Genomic DNA, 17,488 nt, shown 5'->3' on the forward strand with positions numbered 1-17,488 from the left:
ATGGGTAATTGCAATATTCAGACGGCCTGAGCGTGTCGGAATATCTCAGGCCGTCTGAATATTGGTTTTGAATTAGGCAGTTGCTTTGTTCTTGTCTTTTAAGATGAAAATCAACACAACCATCACGATGCCGGTTACCACAAAACCTAAAGGCGCAGAGCCGGTCATGCCTAAAATCAGGTAGCCGATAGCGGCAGAGGCGGCAACGGTCAGTGCGTAAGGGAATTGCGAGGTAACGTGGTCGATGTGATTGCAGTGTGCGCCGGTAGAAGAGAGGATGGTGGTGTCGGAAATCGGCGAGCAGTGGTCGCCAAATACGGCACCGGCCATGACGGCGGACATGCAGGGGATAATCAGCGCTGGTTCGACTTTGACGGCCATGGCGGCGGCAATCGGCAACATGATGCCGAATGTACCCCAGCTTGTACCGGTAGCGAAGGCCATCACGCCTGCGAGCAGAAATAAAATCACGGGCAGGAAGCCTGCATGGATATTGCCTGCTACCAAGGTGGAGAGGTATTCGCCGGTGTGCATCTCGCTGACAACGGTGCTGATAATCCATGCCAAAATCAAGATGATAATGGCGCCGCGCATAGAGATGATACCCTGCCAAACGGCTTTGGGGTAATCGCTGGTTTTGATGGTGCCGATGGTGCAGAGGATAACGGCCAATACGCCGCAAGTGCCGCCGAACACGAGGGAAGTGTTCACATCGGTATTTTCAAATGCGCTGAGCAAAGAGAAGGTTTCAGAAGCTTGCGCGCCTGTGTAAATCATGGCGGAAACCGTGGCGGCGATCAGTACCAAAACCGGTACAATCAGCGCGAATACTCGGCCGTTGGGATGGCCGGTGTCAACGGTTTCATCATGAATTTCGTTTAAAGCGGCGCGTTCCAGGCGAGCCATTGAGCCGATATCGAAAGAGAACCAAGCAACGACAAATACCATAATCAATGCGAAGACGGCATAGTAATTCATCAGGCTCATGGCCACGAATGCGCCCATCGGTGTGTAGCCTGTGATGTTGTACGTTACCAAAAGGCCGGCCAAAGTAGCAATAATCGATGCGCCCCAGCTGGATACCGGCATCAAAACGCACATCGGTGCAGCAGTGGAGTCAAGGATGTAAGCCAGTTTGGCACGGGAAACTTTGAATTTATCGGTTACAGGACGGGCAATTGCGCCGACGGCAAGGCTGTGGAAATAGTCGTCAATAAAGGTAACGAATACCAGGCAGGCAGTCAGCAGCTTCGCACCGCGGCGGCCTTTGATGTGCTGTTTCGCCCAATCGGCAAATGCTTGGTTACTGCCGGAATGTGTCAGCAGGGAAGTAAAAATCCCCAAAAGCACTAAGAAGAGCAGGATTTTGGGTTTGCCCAAAGACCAATCTCCGTCCGCCCAAGTCAGGCTGACAGCCATGTCTTTCAAGTGAACCAAGGCATCAAGCGGATTACCGCCTACCAGCAGGAATGAGCCGACGATAATGCCGACACCCAGGGACAGCAATACACGGCGCGTGGCAATGGCCAGGGCGAGCGCGATGGCTGCCGGAACAATGGATAAAATAGAATTCGAATAATTAATAAGTTGCATAATTATATTGTATATAAGCGGTGAAATATTTTCAGACGGCCTAGATTTGGAAAGCGGATAACAAAATACCCACCGCCTCTGACAGATGGGTATTTTACCATTTAACGCATCATCATGCCGTCTGAAAATCTTGCTATTGCAGATTGAGTGCGAGGAACAAGGTATTGCCGTCGCGTTGCACCAGAAGCGGTACGTTTTTGCCTGCGCTTTCCAAGGCGCTGCGGAAGGTAGATTCGTCATTGACGCTGATTTGGCTGACGGCAATGATTTCGTCGCCGCGTTTGAGGCCGGCACGTTCGGCCGCGCCGCTAACGCGCAGAACGATCAAGCGTTGTTTGCCGTCTGCGTTTTCAACCTGCAAAGTCAGGCCTGCGTTTTCAACGGTAAAGCCGTCATGGCCGCCTTCGTGTTGCGGCTGTTCGGTTTCTTTGGCCGATGTTTCCGTTTGTTCGGCTGCGCTGCCAAGTTTGACTTTGACATCGGTTTGTTTGCCGCCGCGCCAAATGCTCAAAGTCACTTCTTTACCCGGCATCATCGAGCCGACCATGACCGGCAAATCGCTGGAAGCGCGGACTTCTTCCCCGTTCACGCTGCGGACAATATCGCCGACTTGCAAACCGGCTTGTTGCGCTGCGCTGTTCGGCATGATTTTGGCAATCAACGCGCCGCTTGCTTTGTCCAAACCGAAAGATTTGGCCAAATCGTAAGAAACTTCTTGGATAACCACGCCCAATTGGCCGCGTTGGACTTTGCCGTTGGCTTTCAATTGGTCGGCCACATTCATGGCGACATCAATCGGAATGGCAAACGAAATACCCATGAAACCGCCGCTGCGGCTGTAAATTTGCGAGTTGATGCCGACCACTTGGCCGCGGAGGTTGAATAACGGGCCGCCTGAATTGCCGGGGTTGATGGCAACGTCGGTTTGGATGAACGGCGTGTAGTTTTCATTCGGCAGGCTGCGGCCTTTGGCGGAGACGATGCCTGAAGTTACGCTGTTGTCAAAGCCGAAAGGCGCGCCGATGGCGGCTACCCATTCGCCCGGTTTCAAATCTTTCGGATTGCCGATTTTGACAACAGGCAAGTCTTCTTGCGGCTCGATTTTTAAGAGGGCAACGTCGGATTGGGCGTCTGAGCCGACCAGTTTGGCCGTGTATTCGCGTTTGTCGTTGAGCAGGACTTTGATGTTGCCCATGCCGGCAACCACGTGGGTATTGGTCAGGATATAGCCGTCTTTGCTGATGATGAAGCCGGAGCCGAAATTCAAATCATCGCTTTCGGCCTCTTCTTGAGGCATATCGGGCATATTGGGAACGAGGCGTTTGAAGAACTCGTAAAACGGGTCGTTGTCGGGGAATTGGCTCAGGTCCATGCTGTGGTCGTCATCCGGTGTCGCAGTGCGTTTTGCCGGAGTTGCTTGAATATTGACGACGGCCTGTCCTTCGTTTTGTACCAATTGGGCGAAATCGGGCAACAGCATACCGACCTTACCGTCATCGGTATTGGTTTCTATGCGTTGGACGAGTTCTTTGCTTTCTTCTTTACCGAAAAAGGTGCTGACTTTGTCGCAACCTGAAAGAAGGGATGCTGAGAGGACAGCAAGGGCCAGATATGTGTTTGTTTTAATATGCACGAAAGTTCCTTTTGCCGGTGCCTATCGTATTGTCGGCATGTATTTGAGCCGGCAGGCAGTTTTATTGTTTGAATGTTGTTCAAATGTATAAAGTAGGATTTTTACACTTTAACGGTTTTTTTTCAAGCATTTCATTTTAAATGAAAAAATGATGATTGAAATTTGTTGCTTTGAGGCCGTCTGAAAACTTTGACATAGAACCTGTTGTCTCGCTTTTTTCAGACGGCCTTTAAATTAAGGTCAGTCGTGTTGGTCCAAATGGTAGATCTGCGCCACGGCATCGATTAATTCGCTGTTGTCCGAGCCGGCTTTGTTGAGCGTGCGTGTCGGAGAGTGGAGCAGTTTGTTGGTCAACTGAATGGAGAGGCGTTCGAGGACATCCTCGGCCGATACGCCTTTTGCCAGTTGTTTCATGGCATTTTCCAGCACTTGGCGGCGTGCACGTTCGCCTTCGTCGCGCAAGGCGCGGATAAGCGGAACGCTTTGGCGGTTTTTCTGCTGGCGGATAAATTCGCCGACCTTTTCTTCCACCATGCTTTCAGCCGCCGCCGCTGCTTTTTTGCGCGCGTCTTTACCACTTTGGACAATATCCATCATGTCGTCCACGGTATAGAGATATGCATCTTCCAATTCGCCGACTTCGGCTTCAATGTCGCGCGGAACGGCCAAATCCAGCAGGAAAACAGGCATGTTGTGGCGTTTTTTCAATGCGCGTTCGACCATGCCTTTGCCGACGAGGGGCAGTTGGCTGGCAGTGGAAGAAACGACCACGTCGTAATCATGAAGAATATCGGGTAATTCGTTTAGTAGGCAGGCTTCGGCGTTGACGCTGAGTTTGTCGCACAATTCCTGCGCACGCTGGTGTGTACGGTTGGCAACGGTGATGAGCTTGGGATTTTTGGCGGCAAAATAAGTGGCCACCAGCTCGATCATTTCGCCTGCACCGATAAAGAGGACATTAAGGTCGGAAATGGAAGGGAAGATTTGCTCTGCCATTTTGACCGATGCGGAAGCCATAGAGACGGAGTTTTCGCCGACAGCGGTATCGGTGCGCACTTCTTTGGCAACGGCAAAGGTTTTTTGAAACAGGGCGTTTAAGTGGGTATTGATGCTTTCTTGTTCTTGCGCAACGCGGACGGCATCTTTGATTTGGCCGAGAATTTGCGGTTCGCCCAGGACCATGGAATCCAAACCGCAGGCGACGCGGAAGGCGTGGCGGACGGTTTCATTGTTGTCTAGGGTGTAGAGGTAGGGGCGGATTTCTTCGACAGGCAGATTGTGATATTTTGCCAACCAGTTGATGATTTTTTCGGATTCGCCGACGCAGTAAAGCTCGGTGCGGTTGCAGGTAGAAAGAATGACTGCTTCTTCCGCCGCCTCGCTGCGCGCGAGGTTAGACACGGCATCCGGCAAATTTGCAGCAGCAAATGCCAGTTTTTCGCGTATGCTCAAGGGCGCGGTTTGGTGGTTGAGTCCGACGACGGTAAGTTGCATGGTTATGGTATGACCAGGTAGTGTGTGTGGTGGCTATTATAGCTTAAGTGGGCTTTAAAATGAATGTGTTGGGGGGAGAAGATATGATGAGGTTTGCCATCGAAAAGGCCGTCTGAAAAGATTCAGACGGCCTTTTTATCAAGAAAGGCTTAAACGGCTTCTGCTTCTTCTGCCAAGAAACCGCGCAGTTTTTGCATGGCTTTGGCTTCGATTTGGCGGATGCGTTCGGCAGATACGCCGTATTCGGCAGCCAATTCGTGCAGGGTCAAACCGCCATCGTCTTGCAACCAGCGGCTTTCAACGATACGGCGGCTGCGGTCGTCCAGTTGCGCCAAGGCGTTTTGCAGACCTTCGGTTTGCAGGGCGTAGTGGGCTTGTTTGGACAACTGACGGCTAGGCTCTGCATCGTGGTCTGCCAACCAGTCGATAGGGGCGAAGTTGTCCTCGTCATCGTTGTTTTCTGCCATGATGCCGATGTCGTGGCCGGTCATGCGTTGTTCCATTTCCAAGACTTCGGACAATTTGACGCCCAAATCGTCGGCGATTTCTTGCGCTTCTTTTGGAGACAAGGCATTCAGGTTTTTACGCATGCTGCGCAGATTGAAGAACAGTTTGCGTTGCGGTTTGGTTGTGGCAACGCGGACCAAACGCCAGTTGCGCAAAATGAATTCGTGGATTTCGGCTTTAATCCAATGCACGGCAAACGAAAACAGGCGCGCGCCGCGGCTTGGCTCGTAGCGTTTGACGGCTTTCATCAGGCCGATATTGCCTTCTTGAATCAGGTCGGCTTGGTTGAGGCCGTAGCCGTCGTAGCCGCGTGCAATGGATACGACGACGCGGAGATGGGACAGAATAAGCTGTTTGGCGGCGTTGAGGTCGCCTTTTTGTTGACGTTCGGCCAGTTGCGTTTCTTCTTCGGCAGTCAGCATGGGAATGCTGTTGACTGTATGAATGTATTGCTCGAGGCTACCGTTGCCGCTTTGGATAACGGGTAATGCAAAAGCTTTATTCATAAAAGGATGCTCTCCTTGATTAGGCCGTCTGAAAACGGCTTTTTGTTTATTGTGTGACAAGCAGTATAACACTGCCTGTGGTTTGTTTTGTTATGGGTTGGATTTTTTCTGTAAATTAAACGATGGATTCAATAGTTTTTGCTGCTTAAATTGCAGGGGTTGATTGTCTTTGAAAATTTGAGTGATTTGCTAGGTTTTGGGTAAGTATATTACAAACATTTCTGTATGTAAATAGTTATATCAATAAAAAAGACCTTGTTAAACAAGGTATTAAAATTTTTATTCAGACTTCTTTCTGCCGATTAGGATAAGGAATACGCTGATGGCGGCCAAAATACTGATAAGCCAGGTTGAGCCGCCTGCTTTCATATAAGGCGTTTCGCCGATGTAGCCTTTGACGTGGCCTTCGAGGACGGTTTCTGTATCCGGTTGGGCTTCGGCAACAATCGTGCCTTTAGGGGAAATAATGGCGGTCGCACCGGTATTGGTGGCGCGAACCATGTAGCGGCCTAGCTCCATTGCGCGTGCTTGGGACTGTTGAAGCTGCTGGTACATGGCATTGGATTTGCCGTACCACGCCATATTGCTGATGTTGGCAAGCAGGGTGGAGCGTTTGGCCGTTGCGATGAGTTCGTCGCCGAAACCGTCTTCATAGCAGATATTGAAGGCGACTTTTTGATCTTTCATTGTCAAAGGCGCTTGGTTGTCGCCGCCTTTTTGAAAGTCGGCCAAAGGCATATCCATCATTTTATAGAGGCGCTCGGTAATGATGGGCAATGGCTTGTATTCGCCGAATGGAACGAGGTGGTTCTTGGCGTAGTAGGGGATGGTGTCGGAAGTGCTGTTGTGATAGTCGCTCAAATTGATGACGGCATTTTCGTAGCCGTTGCCGTCGGGCGTATATTGGCTGATACCGATGGCCAATGCGCTGCCGTTGCTTTGCGCCTGTTCGGCGAATTGTTCCAAGATGCCTTCGGGCAGGTCCTGGCGCATCAGCGGCAGGGCGGTTTCAGGCAGGATGACGATGTCGGCACTGGTTTTGCTGATTTGTTCGTAGTATTTCTGAATGGTCGGAATAATTTGCTCTTCTTTCCATTTCAGATTTTGTTCGATATTGCCTTGAATCAGGGCGACGGTGCTGGTGCTGCCGTCAGGGCGGGTGTATTCGGTTTGTTGGGAAATGTAGCCGACGGAGCAGAGCGCAACGATAAGGAATAAAGGCAGCAGGCGGTGTTTCAGACGGCCGTGGTTGTCAATCAGCAACACCAGCCATGCGCTGAGGAAAGCGGTTGCCAGCGTAACCATATGAATGCCGCCCAAAGGCGCGAAGCCTGCCAACGGGCTGTCTTTGATGATTTGGGAATAGCCGATTGCGCCCCAGCCGAATCCGGTCAGGAAGCGTTCGCGGGCAAATTCTGCCAGCGTCCACAAAATCGGCAGCAGGAGGCCGGTTTTGGCCCAGCGAGCCAGGTTGCATTTTCTCCACACCCAAAAACAGATGGCCGGATAAAGCGCAAGAAATGCCGGCAGCAGGAAGGTGAGAGGGATGGCGTATGAATCCGGCAGACCCGAAACATCATGCAAGGCAGTGTGTATCCAATAAAACTGCGCTGTATAACCGATTAATCCGAATAGATAGGCAGTCATGACGGCAAAGCGCGGACGCAATTCAATCAGGCGTATCAGCGCGCCAAACAACAGCGGCATCAGCCAGAAATGATAATACGGGGCAAAAGTGAACGGCGTCGCGGCGGCAATCAAGATGACCAGCGGCCAGTACAGCAGCGGGTGTTGCCAGTATTGTTCGAGTTTACGGAAAATATTCATGCTTTAAATGGTATTGAGGCCGTCTGAAAGGTTTTCAGACGGCAGGGAAACAAAATCAGTCTTTTTGAAACAGTTTCATTGCAGGCAGGACAATGGCACAGGCCAATGCACCGGCGGCTACTCCGACCACCAGATTGGCGATATGTTCCATCATGCCGCTGTCCCAATGTTGCACGTGGAGGAAATCGTGCAAAAAACCAAGGTTGTGGGCGATCAGTCCGCCGCCGACCAAGAACATCGCCAGCGTGCCGACAATGCTCAAGCCGCGCATAAACCAAGGCATAAATGAAATCAAACCGCGTCCGATGCCTTGTACGGCGGCACTTTTCTGGCGCATCAGCATCATACCGAGGTCGTCAAGTTTGACGATAATGCCGACCAAACCATAGACCAATGCAGTCATGCCGACACCGATGGCGGCCATAACCAAAGAACGTGTTATCAGGTCATATTTTTCAACAACGCCCAGCGCGATAATGATAATTTCGGCGGAGAGGATGAAATCCGTGCGGACCGCGCCTTTAACTTTTGTTTTTTCGTCTGTAACTTCAGGCTCGGCATCGTGTCCGTCTTCGTGTTCATTGCGGTGCAGAAATTTGTGCAACAGTTTTTCCACGCCTTCAAAACACAAATAAACACCGCCGATCATCAGCAAGGGCGTAATCAGTGCAGGCACGAAAGCGGAAAGCAACAGCGCAAGCGGCACCAGAATCAGCTTGTTGACCAAAGAGCCTTTTGCCACCGCCCAAATAATCGGCAATTCGCGCTCGGCAGATACGCCGGTTACCTGATTGGCGTTGAGCGCCAAATCGTCGCCGACCACGCCGGCGGTTTTCTTGGCGGCGACTTTGGTCATCATCGCTACATCGTCCAAAACGGCGGTAATGTCGTCCAAAAGCGTAAAGAGAGAGGCGAAGGCCATAATGTTGTCCGGATAAAATCAAATAAACGCGCGATTATATATGAAAATTCAGTTGCTTGAATGGTTTCAGACGGCCTTTGACGGAAATTAACCAAAGGCCGTCTGAAAATGCTATTTCGGTGTATAACGTCCTGCCATGGCTTTGTACACCATATTTTCGTATTTTAAAGCCTCATAGCGTTGGTTCAGCAGGTTTTGCGCCGAGCTGTATTCCGTATTCAAAGCCTCCAGCCAGTCTTTCAGTTCGTTTTTACCGTGTTGGTAGCGCACTTGATAGTAATGGCTGTTTTTCTTGTCCAACTGATAACGCTGTTCCTGATTGGCAAGGCCGGCCTGCGCGTTTTTGTAGGCAAGGTAGTTGGTGTTGACTTCGTTGAGCGCGGTGGTCAGGGCTTTTTCAAAATTCAGCTTGGCGCTGTCCATCTCCGCTTGTACGGTTTTGTCTTTCCATTTCATGGTCTGCCAATTAAGGAAAGGCAGATTGATGGTGGCCGAGCCGCCTAACATGGGGATATTGAACGTGCTTTTTGCTTTGTCGGACGACGTACTCAAACTTGCGCCCAAAGTAATCGACGGATACCAACTGCGTTTTTGCGCGTTGACCGATTGTTGCGACGCTTGCAGGCGGTATTCGGCGGCGCGCAGGTCAGGGCGGTTGGCTAAAACGGTAATCGGTACGTCCAAGTTCACGCCTTTGACCGGCAACAGACGGAATTGTGCCGGATCGGCGGCCATGTTTTCAGACGGCCTTAAATTCAATAAATTACGCAAAACCTGTTTTTGCGTATCCAAATTGTTTTGCAAAGACAACAGGCTGTTTTCTGCGTTCAACAATGACTGTTTGGCTTGCGTCGGTTGGCTGGAGTCGGCCCGGCCGTAGCGGAACTTGGCATTCGCAATGCGGTTGATTTCCTGATATTGCTTCAGCGATTTTTGCGCCAACTCGATGGCTTCGTTCAGGTAGGCGATATTGAAATACGCATCGGCGACATTATTAATCAAAGTCAGGCGCGTGTTGGCCATGTCTTCATGCGTGGCTTGGTATTCCCATACCTGCGCATCGGCAGTGGCACTGAGTTTGCGCCACAAATCCAATTCGTAGCTCAAGCCAAGCTGGCTGCTGAAGGTATTGCCGTGGCTGCCGGTTTTCAGGTTTTTAGAAGCATTCGCGCCCAACGAGCCGCTGAACGAAGGCACCAAATCCGCGCCCAAAATATTGGCTTGGTACAAAGCCTTGTTGACGCTGATGGCCGCCTGTTTCAAATCGACATTATTCGCCAACGCCTGCTCCATCAGCGCGTTGAGTTGCGGGCTTTGGTAGATTTCCCACCAGTTGCCGTTTACATCGTAGCGTTCGGCAGTTTCCGCTGCGCTCATGACTTGGCCGGTTGCTTCCAGCGTCAGGTTCGGATTGGCTTTAGGCGCGGCGCATGCACTTAGGGCAAGGGCAACAGCCAATGACAAGGCTACTTGGGAAAAAGGTTTCGTCTTCATAAAAATCTTTCGGGTAACGGCATTTCAGACGGCCTTAAGATAATAGGCCGTCTGAAACATAATCAATCTTGAGCTAAGGCATCAATCGGGTTGAGCTTGGAAGCCTTGTTGGCAGGCATAAAGCCGAACGCGACGCCGATGGCGGTTGAGCAGACAACTGCGCCGATGACGGAAGCCATGGAAATGCTCATCGGGAAATCAGTGACAAAATAATTGAACACCAGGCTGATGCTTGCGGACAACAATACGCCTGACAGGCCGCCGATGATACAAATTAAGACAGCCTCAATCAGAAACTGCTGCAAAATATTGTTGCGACGTGCGCCGATTGCCATGCGCACGCCGATTTCTTTGGTACGCTCGGTAACGGAGACCAGCATGATGTTCATCACGCCGATACCGCCGACCACCAAAGAGATGACCGCGATGGAAGAAATCAGCAGCGTCATGGTGCCGGTCGTGCTTTCAACCATTTCTTTGATGCTGTCGCTGTTGTTCATAAAGAAGTCTTCTGTACCGTGGCGTGCTTTCAGCAGCTCGGTCAGGCTTTTTTCGGCAACCTGCGTGTTGGCATCGTCTTTGATTTTGACAACGATGGAGTTGGTATAGCTTTCGCCGGTGATTTGGTGCATGACCGTTGTATACGGCGACCAAAGCATCAGCGAGTCGGAATTGCCGAATGAGTTGTCATCCTTTTTCATAATGCCGATGACGGTTAGCGGGCGTTTTTTGAAAAGGATGGTTTTGCCTAAAGGATTGACGCCTTCGCCGAAGAGTTTGGTTTTGGTGTTTTGGTCGATGACGACGACTTGGGCATCGGTTTTTACATCGTCATCATCAAACAGACGGCCTTCTTCCAATTTCAAACCGCGCACGTCGAAATATTGTTCGCCTACGCCGTAAAGTGAGGCGGTCAGGTCGGTGTTGCGGTAGGTTAAGGTGCCGCCGGAGTTGGTTTGAGGGGTGGCAGAGGCGACGTAGCTTTGTTGGCTGATGGCTTTTGCGTCATTAATCGTCAGTGTCTTGATTCGTCCGCTGCGGCGGTCACCAAAACCACGACCGGGGAAGATGCTGATGGTGTTTGTGCCCATCGAGTTGATGTCTTCCAGGATTTTTTGTTGCGAGCCATTACCTAAGGCCACTACCGATACCACCGAGGCGATACCGATGATAATCCCCAGCATGGTCAGCAGCGAACGCATTTTGTGCGCCATAATCGCCTGTACCGACATTTTGAATGCTTCCATAAATTGATCGTAATAAAACGACCAAGAAGCTTTTTCTTTAATCCTCTCCACTTTGCTTGGCGGAATATCCGGATTTTTAGATGTATCCGAAATAATCTGACCGTCGCGGATTTCGATGACGCGATTTGCGTTTGCCGCAATGCCCGGATCGTGGGTGACCATAATCACGGTATGCCCGTCTTCGTGCAGCTTATGGATGATTTCCATCACGTTTTTACCGCTGGCGGTATCCAATGCGCCGGTCGGTTCGTCGGCAAAGATGATTTCGCCGCCGTTCATCAACGCGCGGGCAATCGAAACACGCTGTTGCTGACCGCCGGAAAGTTCGCTGGGTTTGTTGCCTTCTTTATTTTGCAAACCCAAATCGCCCAACAGTTTTTCCGCACGTTCCGCGCGCTCTTTGCTGTCCATGCCCATATACACGGCAGGCAGGGCGACGTTGTCCCGGGCGGTCAACGAGCTTAACAGGTTGTAACGCTGGAAAATAAAGCCGAAACGCTCACGGCGCAAAGCTGCCAGCTCATCCGGCTGCATTTGCGATGTTTCGATGCCGTCAATTTGATAAGAGCCGGAGGTGGCGGTATCCAGACAGCCCAAGATATTCATCAGCGTCGATTTGCCTGAGCCGGACTGGCCGATAATCGCCACAAAGTCGCCTTTCTCAATAGAAAGGCTGACATCTTTCAATACGTGCACACGGTTTTCACCGCTACCGAAAAAACGGTTGATATTCTTACATTCGATTAAACTCATAATCTTTCCGGGCGAAAAATAGAAATACAGGAACTAAGGCCGTCTGAAACACAGCCAAACCTTTCAGACGGCCTTAATCAATCAGCGAGGAGGGCCGCCGCCCATCATCGCGCGTTCACTGCTCTTATTCTTTTCATCTGCGCTCATTTCAGAAACGATCACTTTTTCGCCTTCTTTCAAGCCGCTTTTGATTTCGGTATTCATGCTGTCTTTCAAGCCGACGGTCACTTCGCGTTCTACCGCTTTATTGTCTGCGCCCAAAATGCTGACATAGGATTTGCCGTTATGCTTTTTCACGGTCAGCGTCGGTACCAGTAAAACATTCTTCACGCCGTTGATTTCAATCGTGTTTTGAGTGGTCATACCGATAGAAAGTTTGCCTTCGGGATTCGGTACCAGTGCGCGGGCATAGTAGTAAATCGCATTGGATGTCGTGTCCGTGCTGCTGGTGTAGCTGCCCAAAGACATGGTGGTCAGGCCGGGGTCGACACTGTCTAATTTCGCTTTAATCGGGGTGTCCGGCTCAGACAAAATGGTGAACGAAATATCCTGACCGGCTTTGACTTTCGTGATGTCGCCTTCGGCAATCTGCATTTTGTTTAACATGGTTTCCAGATTGGCCAGCTGGATAATGGTCGGCGTAGATTGCGCCGCATTGACGGATTGGCCTTCTTCAACAGGAATGGCGACCACGGTTCCGTCCATGGTGGCGGTAATCCGCGTGTGCCCCAATTCGGATTCGGCCGTATTGATGGAGATTTTGGATTGTTTGATGGAGGCCTTCAATTCGGTGACATTGGCTTTGGCTGCGGCTAAAGAGTCTTGTGCAGATTCCAAATCTTCTTTGGAAGTAGCCTGTTCTTTCCATAAGGCAAGTTCGCGTTTATATTTTTTCTCCGCACTGGAAAGTGCAATTTCGGCAGAAACCAATTTTGCCTGATAAGTTTCCAGTTTGGATTTTTCGGTATTTAAGGTATTGAGCTGATTGGTTGAGTCGATTTCTGCAATCAAATCGCCTTTTTTCACTTGTTGGCCCAGTTTCACATACAGTTTTTTAATCTGGCCTGAAGCTTCCGCGCCTACGGATACTAAATTGGAAGGTGAGATTTCGCCGGTTGCCGACACGGTTTGACGGATATCGCCGCGTTTGACCACTTCCGTAATAAAAGAAGACTGAGGCTCAGGCTTCATCAAAGACCAGCCGCCGAAAGCCGCTGCTACTACAACAGCCGTACCGGCCGCCCACTTGAAAACTTTAGACATATAAAAGGAACCAATTCAATAAAATAACGTTGCAGACAAGCAATAAATGTGTGATGGAGACAAAAAACAACTGGATTTTACTGTAAAGACCAAGGCCAACCAAGAGACGGTCAGCTTAAATTGAAGTTTAACTTATTGAAATAAAAAATAAAAGGATGAAGATATTTTTCAGAACTTGTACCTCGTTTACATAAATTCCCAAACTCCCTCCGAATCTGAACATTTAAGCCACAAGAAAACGACTATAATATTCATGTCTTATTCCAATTATTAACGACACAAATAAAATGAAACTCCAACAAGGCTTCACGCTTATCGAGCTGCTGATAGTCGTTTTGATTGCAGCCATTCTTGCTACCATCGCCTATCCGTCTTATCAAAACTACATCCGCCAAACGCGTCTCGCATCCGTCCGCACACAGATGCTGCATAATGCCCAACAACTTGAACGCTACTATACTCAAAAAAGTACTTTTAAGGATTTTCCTGCCGAAAATTTGCAGCAAAATCAATATTTCGATATTAGTTTTTCCAAAGGTGCGGATCCTTCCGATTCAGGTTATATTTTGAAGGCTGTACCCAATAAAGAAACCAATGCCGATGAAACTTGTACCGTTTTTTACAACGACAGCGGTATCATCTGGGCAAGCAGCGACAAGCAAAACTGTCCCGGTTATGAAATGCCAAAATCAGAATAAATTGAAGTATAAAAGGCCGTCTGAATTTCAGACGGCCTTTTTGATGGTTTGGCTGTATAAGCACATTAGCTTAAACAGGGCAAAGATCGGCAATCCCGACCTGATGTGAAGCCCAGCTTAGCCTTTGCGGCGCGGTTCGTCAGGGCGGATGCGTGAAGCCAGTTGGTCGAGGATGCCGTTGACGAATTTATGGCCATCTGTACCGCCGAAAGTTTTGGTAACTTCGATGGCTTCATTGATGATAACAGGGTAGGGGGTCTCAGGCATGGTGCTCAGCTCATGGCAGGCAACCAGCAAAACGGCGCGTTCGATAGGGCTGAGGTCTTTTTCGTCGCGGTCGAGCAGGGGGCTGATTTTTTCCATGTATTCTTCGGCATGGGTTTGTGCACCGAAAAACAGTTTGTTGAACAGCTCTTCATCCATATTGGATGTTTGAGACAGTTCGTGGATGTTTTTGGCGATTTCGGGAGCGGCAGTTTTGTTGATGCCTGCTTGATAAATAGCTTGTACGGCAAGCTCGCGTGCGCGGCGGCGTGGGCTTTTCATGGGTATTCCTTGTGAAGAGGGACGATGGTTGTCGGCTGAATATTGAATGATTCAGACGGCCTCAATGTCATGATTGAGAGGCCGTCTGAAAATATACGGTATTCAATACGGAGAGAAGCTTATTCTTCGTCGTCTTCGTATTGTTCTGACAAAAGATGGTTGACCAAGTTGGCACATTCTACGGCAACTTTGGCGGCATCGGAGGCTTTTTCTTCGATTCGTGCAACGGCTTGTTCGTCGTTTTCAGTCGTCAGGATGGCGTTGGCGATAGGGATGTTGTAGTCAAGGGCAACGCGGCTGACACCTGCGCCGGACTCATTGGATACCAATTCAAAGTGGTAAGTTTCGCCACGAATGACAACGCCGATGGCAATCAGGGCATCGAATTGTTCAGATGAAGCAAGGTTCATCAGCGCGATAGGCACTTCAAGCGCGCCAGGAACGGTGGCAAGCGTGATGTTGTCTTCGGATACGCCCAATTCTTTCAAGGTGCGGCAGCAAACTTTGACCATTTCGCTGCCGATTTCGTTGGTGAAGCGGGCTTGAACGATGCCGATGCGCAAGTTGGTACCGTCGAGGCGGGGTTCGATAATGTTCATGATGATTCCTTCAATATTGGTGAAATAGGGATTCGGCTCGGTTTCAGACGGCCTGGTTAGAGGGAAGGCCGTCTGAAACGAAATGGGGATGGATTATTCTTGCGGCTGCCAATCGGCAACGGCTTGGAACTCGCCGTCTTCGTTCAATTCCCACGCGCTGCCTTCTGCCTGAGTCAGCAGGGGCGCGATGTCGGGATTGTCTGCGGTAATGGCGGAGAGGCTAACAATGCTGAAGTTGTCGGGATTGTCGGTGTATTCGTCGGTTTCGTCGCCGCTGAAAATACGCCAGCCGCTGTCGTTTTCAAATACGGGGGCTTCGCGGTAGAGGAAGCCGACGGGTTCGCCTTGTTCGGCGACGGTGTTGGTAACAATGCAGCGGTCGAGCGCTGCGGCCAATGCTTGGGCAAATTTGTTCATGGAGTTGACAAAGAGATGATTTGGCATGATTTTACACGATTCGCCGCTTTTCCGCACGGATGTGTGCGGGGGCGGTTTGATGGTACAATGTCGGTCGAGTGCCGTCAGGTTTGAACATGACGGCTTTTGATTGTTTATCGGCTTGAGGGACGCAAGAAACAATGAGCCAAAATAAAAAAGTTGCCGGTGTAGCCTTTTTATTTTGTTTCACTGCGGATGAGGCGTATTTTCGGGCTGTTTTTTGAAAGTATGGAATGAAACCTGATTTGCTCAAACAGCAGGCGCATCGAGCGATTCAAAAGCGTCTGGGCTATGAGTTCCGCAATATGGAGCTGCTTCAGCAGGCTTTGACCCACCGTAGCTACAATGCCAAACACAATGAGCGTTTTGAATTTGTCGGCGATTCGATTTTGAACTATTCCGTGGCGCGGATGTTGTTTGACGCGTTTCCAAAATTGTCGGAAGGCGAGTTGTCGCGGATGCGCGCGGCTTTGGTGAATGAAGGCGTGTTGGCTGAAATTGCGTTGGAAATGAATGTTGGCGACGGTTTGTATTTGGGTGCCGGCGAGTTGAAGAGTGGCGGTTTCAGACGGCCTTCGATTTTGGCCGACGCGATGGAGGCGATGTTTGCGGCGGTCAGCTTTGACGCGGATTTTTCTGCGGCGGAAAAAGTGGTTCGCCATTTGTTTGCGGAACGCGTGAAACGTGCGGATTTGAATATCGGCAAAAAAGACAGTAAAACCGCTTTGCAGGAAGCCTTGCAGGCACGCCGCTTTGCCCTGCCAAAATATCGAATCGAAGAGCAGGCGGAGCAGACGGCCGATGCGATGTTTGTAATTTCCTGCGATTTGGGCGAACTCGGTTTCATCTGCAATGCACGCGGCAGCAGTCGGAAAGTAGCCGAGCAAAAAGCGGCATGTGAAGCCTTGGAATGGTTGGAACAGAAGTTTCCTTTGAAAAAATCTAAAAAATAATATTTCAGACGGCCTTTGAGAAAATGCAAAGGCCGTCTGAAACAATCAAGAAAGTCATATATAAATGGATATCGAAACCTTTTTGCAAAACGAGTCGCAACACCCGACGGATTATCGTTGCGGCTTTGTGGCCATCGTGGGTCGCCCGAATGTCGGCAAATCCACGCTGATGAACCATTTAATCGGTCAGAAAATCAGTATTACCAGTAAAAAAGCACAAACCACGCGCAACCGTGTAACCGGTATTTACACCGACGATACGGCGCAATTTGTGTTTGTCGATACACCGGGTTTTCAAACCAATCACCGCAATGCCTTGAATGACCGTCTTAATCAAAACGTAACTGAAGCGTTGAGCGGCGTGGACGTGGTGGTTTTTGTGGTGGAAGCCATGCGTTTTACCGATGCCGACCGCGTGGTGTTGAAACAGTTGCCTAAGCATACGCCTGTGGTATTGGTGGTCAATAAAATCGATAAAGACAAAGCCAAAGACAAATTTGCGCTTGAGGCGTTTATCAATGAAGTGCGCCAAGAGTTTGAGTTTGCCGCCAGCGAGGCAGTCAGTGCGAAACATGGCCTGCGTATTGCCAATTTGCTGGAACTGCTCAAGCCGTATCTGCCGGAAAGTATTCCGATGTATCCGGAAGATATGGTGACGGACAAATCCAGCCGATTCCTGGCGATGGAGATTGTACGTGAAAAATTGTTCCGCTATTTGGGCGAAGAGTTGCCGTATGCGATGAATGTTGAAGTGGAGCAGTTTGAGGAAGAGGAAAGTGGACTGTTCCGCATTTATATCGCAGTGTTGGTCGATAAAGACAGCCAAAAGGCGATTCTGATTGGCAAGGGTGGGGAGAAATTGAAGAAAATTTCTACTGAAGCACGCCTTGATATGGAGAAATTGTTTGATACCAAAGTCTTCTTGAAGATTTGGGTGAAAGTAAAATCCGGTTGGGCAGACGATATTCGTTTTCTACGCGAATTGGGACTGTAATGTAATGTGTGTTTGAACAAA

At 49.9% G+C, this 17,488-nt stretch carries 15 protein-coding genes; 3 read left to right on the forward strand and 12 right to left on the reverse strand.

Features of this window, described 5'->3' with window-relative positions; all coding sequences use genetic code 11:
- Nucleotides 1–72 precede the first annotated feature (72 nt).
- The 9 genes from BBP27_RS00860 to BBP27_RS00900 all read right to left on the reverse strand — a co-directional run bounded on the left by BBP27_RS00860 (nt 73) and on the right by BBP27_RS00900 (nt 13,239).
- Nucleotides 73–1,593, reverse strand: coding sequence for a Na+/H+ antiporter NhaC family protein (locus BBP27_RS00860; RefSeq protein ID WP_049359165.1), 1,521 nt, complete (start codon nt 1,591–1,593; stop codon nt 73–75).
- Nucleotides 1,594–1,726: 133 nt separating this feature from the next.
- Nucleotides 1,727–3,226: a DegQ family serine endoprotease gene (locus BBP27_RS00865; protein ID WP_049348847.1), complete on the reverse strand. Its 1,500-nt coding sequence runs from the start codon at nt 3,224–3,226 to the stop codon at nt 1,727–1,729.
- 240 nt (nt 3,227–3,466) lie between these two features.
- A complete protein-coding gene (hemA, locus tag BBP27_RS00870) occupies nt 3,467–4,720 on the reverse strand; it encodes a glutamyl-tRNA reductase (protein WP_188211829.1) in 1,254 nt (417 codons plus the stop codon).
- 149 nt (nt 4,721–4,869) lie between these two features.
- Complete coding sequence (gene rpoH / locus BBP27_RS00875; RefSeq protein ID WP_036493231.1) at nt 4,870–5,733, reverse strand: RNA polymerase sigma factor RpoH; 864 nt, start codon at nt 5,731–5,733, stop codon at nt 4,870–4,872.
- Nucleotides 5,734–6,012: 279 nt separating this feature from the next.
- The gene (lnt, locus tag BBP27_RS00880) at nt 6,013–7,560 is read right to left on the reverse strand and encodes an apolipoprotein N-acyltransferase (RefSeq protein ID WP_188211828.1); all 1,548 of its coding nucleotides are present in this window, start codon (nt 7,558–7,560) and stop codon (nt 6,013–6,015) included.
- A gap of 55 nt (nt 7,561–7,615) precedes the next feature.
- Entirely contained in the window at nt 7,616–8,482 is an 867-nt protein-coding gene (locus tag BBP27_RS00885) for a DUF808 domain-containing protein (RefSeq protein WP_188211827.1), read from the reverse strand.
- A gap of 111 nt (nt 8,483–8,593) precedes the next feature.
- Nucleotides 8,594–9,976, reverse strand: a complete 1,383-nt coding sequence (locus BBP27_RS00890) for a TolC family protein (RefSeq protein ID WP_188211826.1) — start codon at nt 9,974–9,976, stop codon at nt 8,594–8,596.
- Between the two features lie 62 nt (nt 9,977–10,038).
- Complete coding sequence (locus BBP27_RS00895) at nt 10,039–11,976, reverse strand: MacB family efflux pump subunit (protein WP_003748569.1); 1,938 nt, start codon at nt 11,974–11,976, stop codon at nt 10,039–10,041.
- An 81-nt stretch (nt 11,977–12,057) separates the two neighbouring features.
- Complete coding sequence (locus BBP27_RS00900; RefSeq protein ID WP_188211825.1) at nt 12,058–13,239, reverse strand: efflux RND transporter periplasmic adaptor subunit; 1,182 nt, start codon at nt 13,237–13,239, stop codon at nt 12,058–12,060.
- 287 nt (nt 13,240–13,526) lie between these two features.
- Here BBP27_RS00900 and BBP27_RS00905 point away from each other — a divergent pair, with 287 nt between their 5' ends.
- Nucleotides 13,527–13,937, forward strand: coding sequence for a type IV pilin protein (locus BBP27_RS00905; protein ID WP_188211824.1), 411 nt, complete (start codon nt 13,527–13,529; stop codon nt 13,935–13,937).
- Between the two features lie 117 nt (nt 13,938–14,054).
- On the opposite strand, the gene nusB is transcribed toward BBP27_RS00905, so the two are convergent.
- The 3 genes from nusB to BBP27_RS00920 all read right to left on the reverse strand — a co-directional run bounded on the left by nusB (nt 14,055) and on the right by BBP27_RS00920 (nt 15,499).
- Nucleotides 14,055–14,483, reverse strand: a complete 429-nt coding sequence (gene nusB, locus BBP27_RS00910; RefSeq protein ID WP_049350952.1) for a transcription antitermination factor NusB — start codon at nt 14,481–14,483, stop codon at nt 14,055–14,057.
- A 119-nt stretch (nt 14,484–14,602) separates the two neighbouring features.
- The gene (gene ribH / locus BBP27_RS00915) at nt 14,603–15,082 is read right to left on the reverse strand and encodes a 6,7-dimethyl-8-ribityllumazine synthase (protein ID WP_036493252.1); all 480 of its coding nucleotides are present in this window, start codon (nt 15,080–15,082) and stop codon (nt 14,603–14,605) included.
- 93 nt (nt 15,083–15,175) lie between these two features.
- A complete protein-coding gene (locus tag BBP27_RS00920; RefSeq protein WP_003748560.1) occupies nt 15,176–15,499 on the reverse strand; it encodes a DUF2185 domain-containing protein in 324 nt (107 codons plus the stop codon).
- A gap of 254 nt (nt 15,500–15,753) precedes the next feature.
- Between BBP27_RS00920 and rnc the strand changes: the two genes are divergently transcribed.
- The gene (gene rnc, locus BBP27_RS00925) at nt 15,754–16,473 is read left to right on the forward strand and encodes a ribonuclease III (protein ID WP_003748556.1); all 720 of its coding nucleotides are present in this window, start codon (nt 15,754–15,756) and stop codon (nt 16,471–16,473) included.
- A gap of 64 nt (nt 16,474–16,537) precedes the next feature.
- Nucleotides 16,538–17,467: a GTPase Era gene (gene era, locus BBP27_RS00930; protein WP_036493257.1), complete on the forward strand. Its 930-nt coding sequence runs from the start codon at nt 16,538–16,540 to the stop codon at nt 17,465–17,467.
- The last annotated feature ends 21 nt before the right edge of the window (nt 17,468–17,488 follow it).

The organism is Neisseria sp. RH3002v2g, from assembly GCF_014596425.2.
In the GTDB taxonomy this organism is placed as follows: Bacteria; Pseudomonadota; Gammaproteobacteria; order Burkholderiales; family Neisseriaceae; genus Neisseria.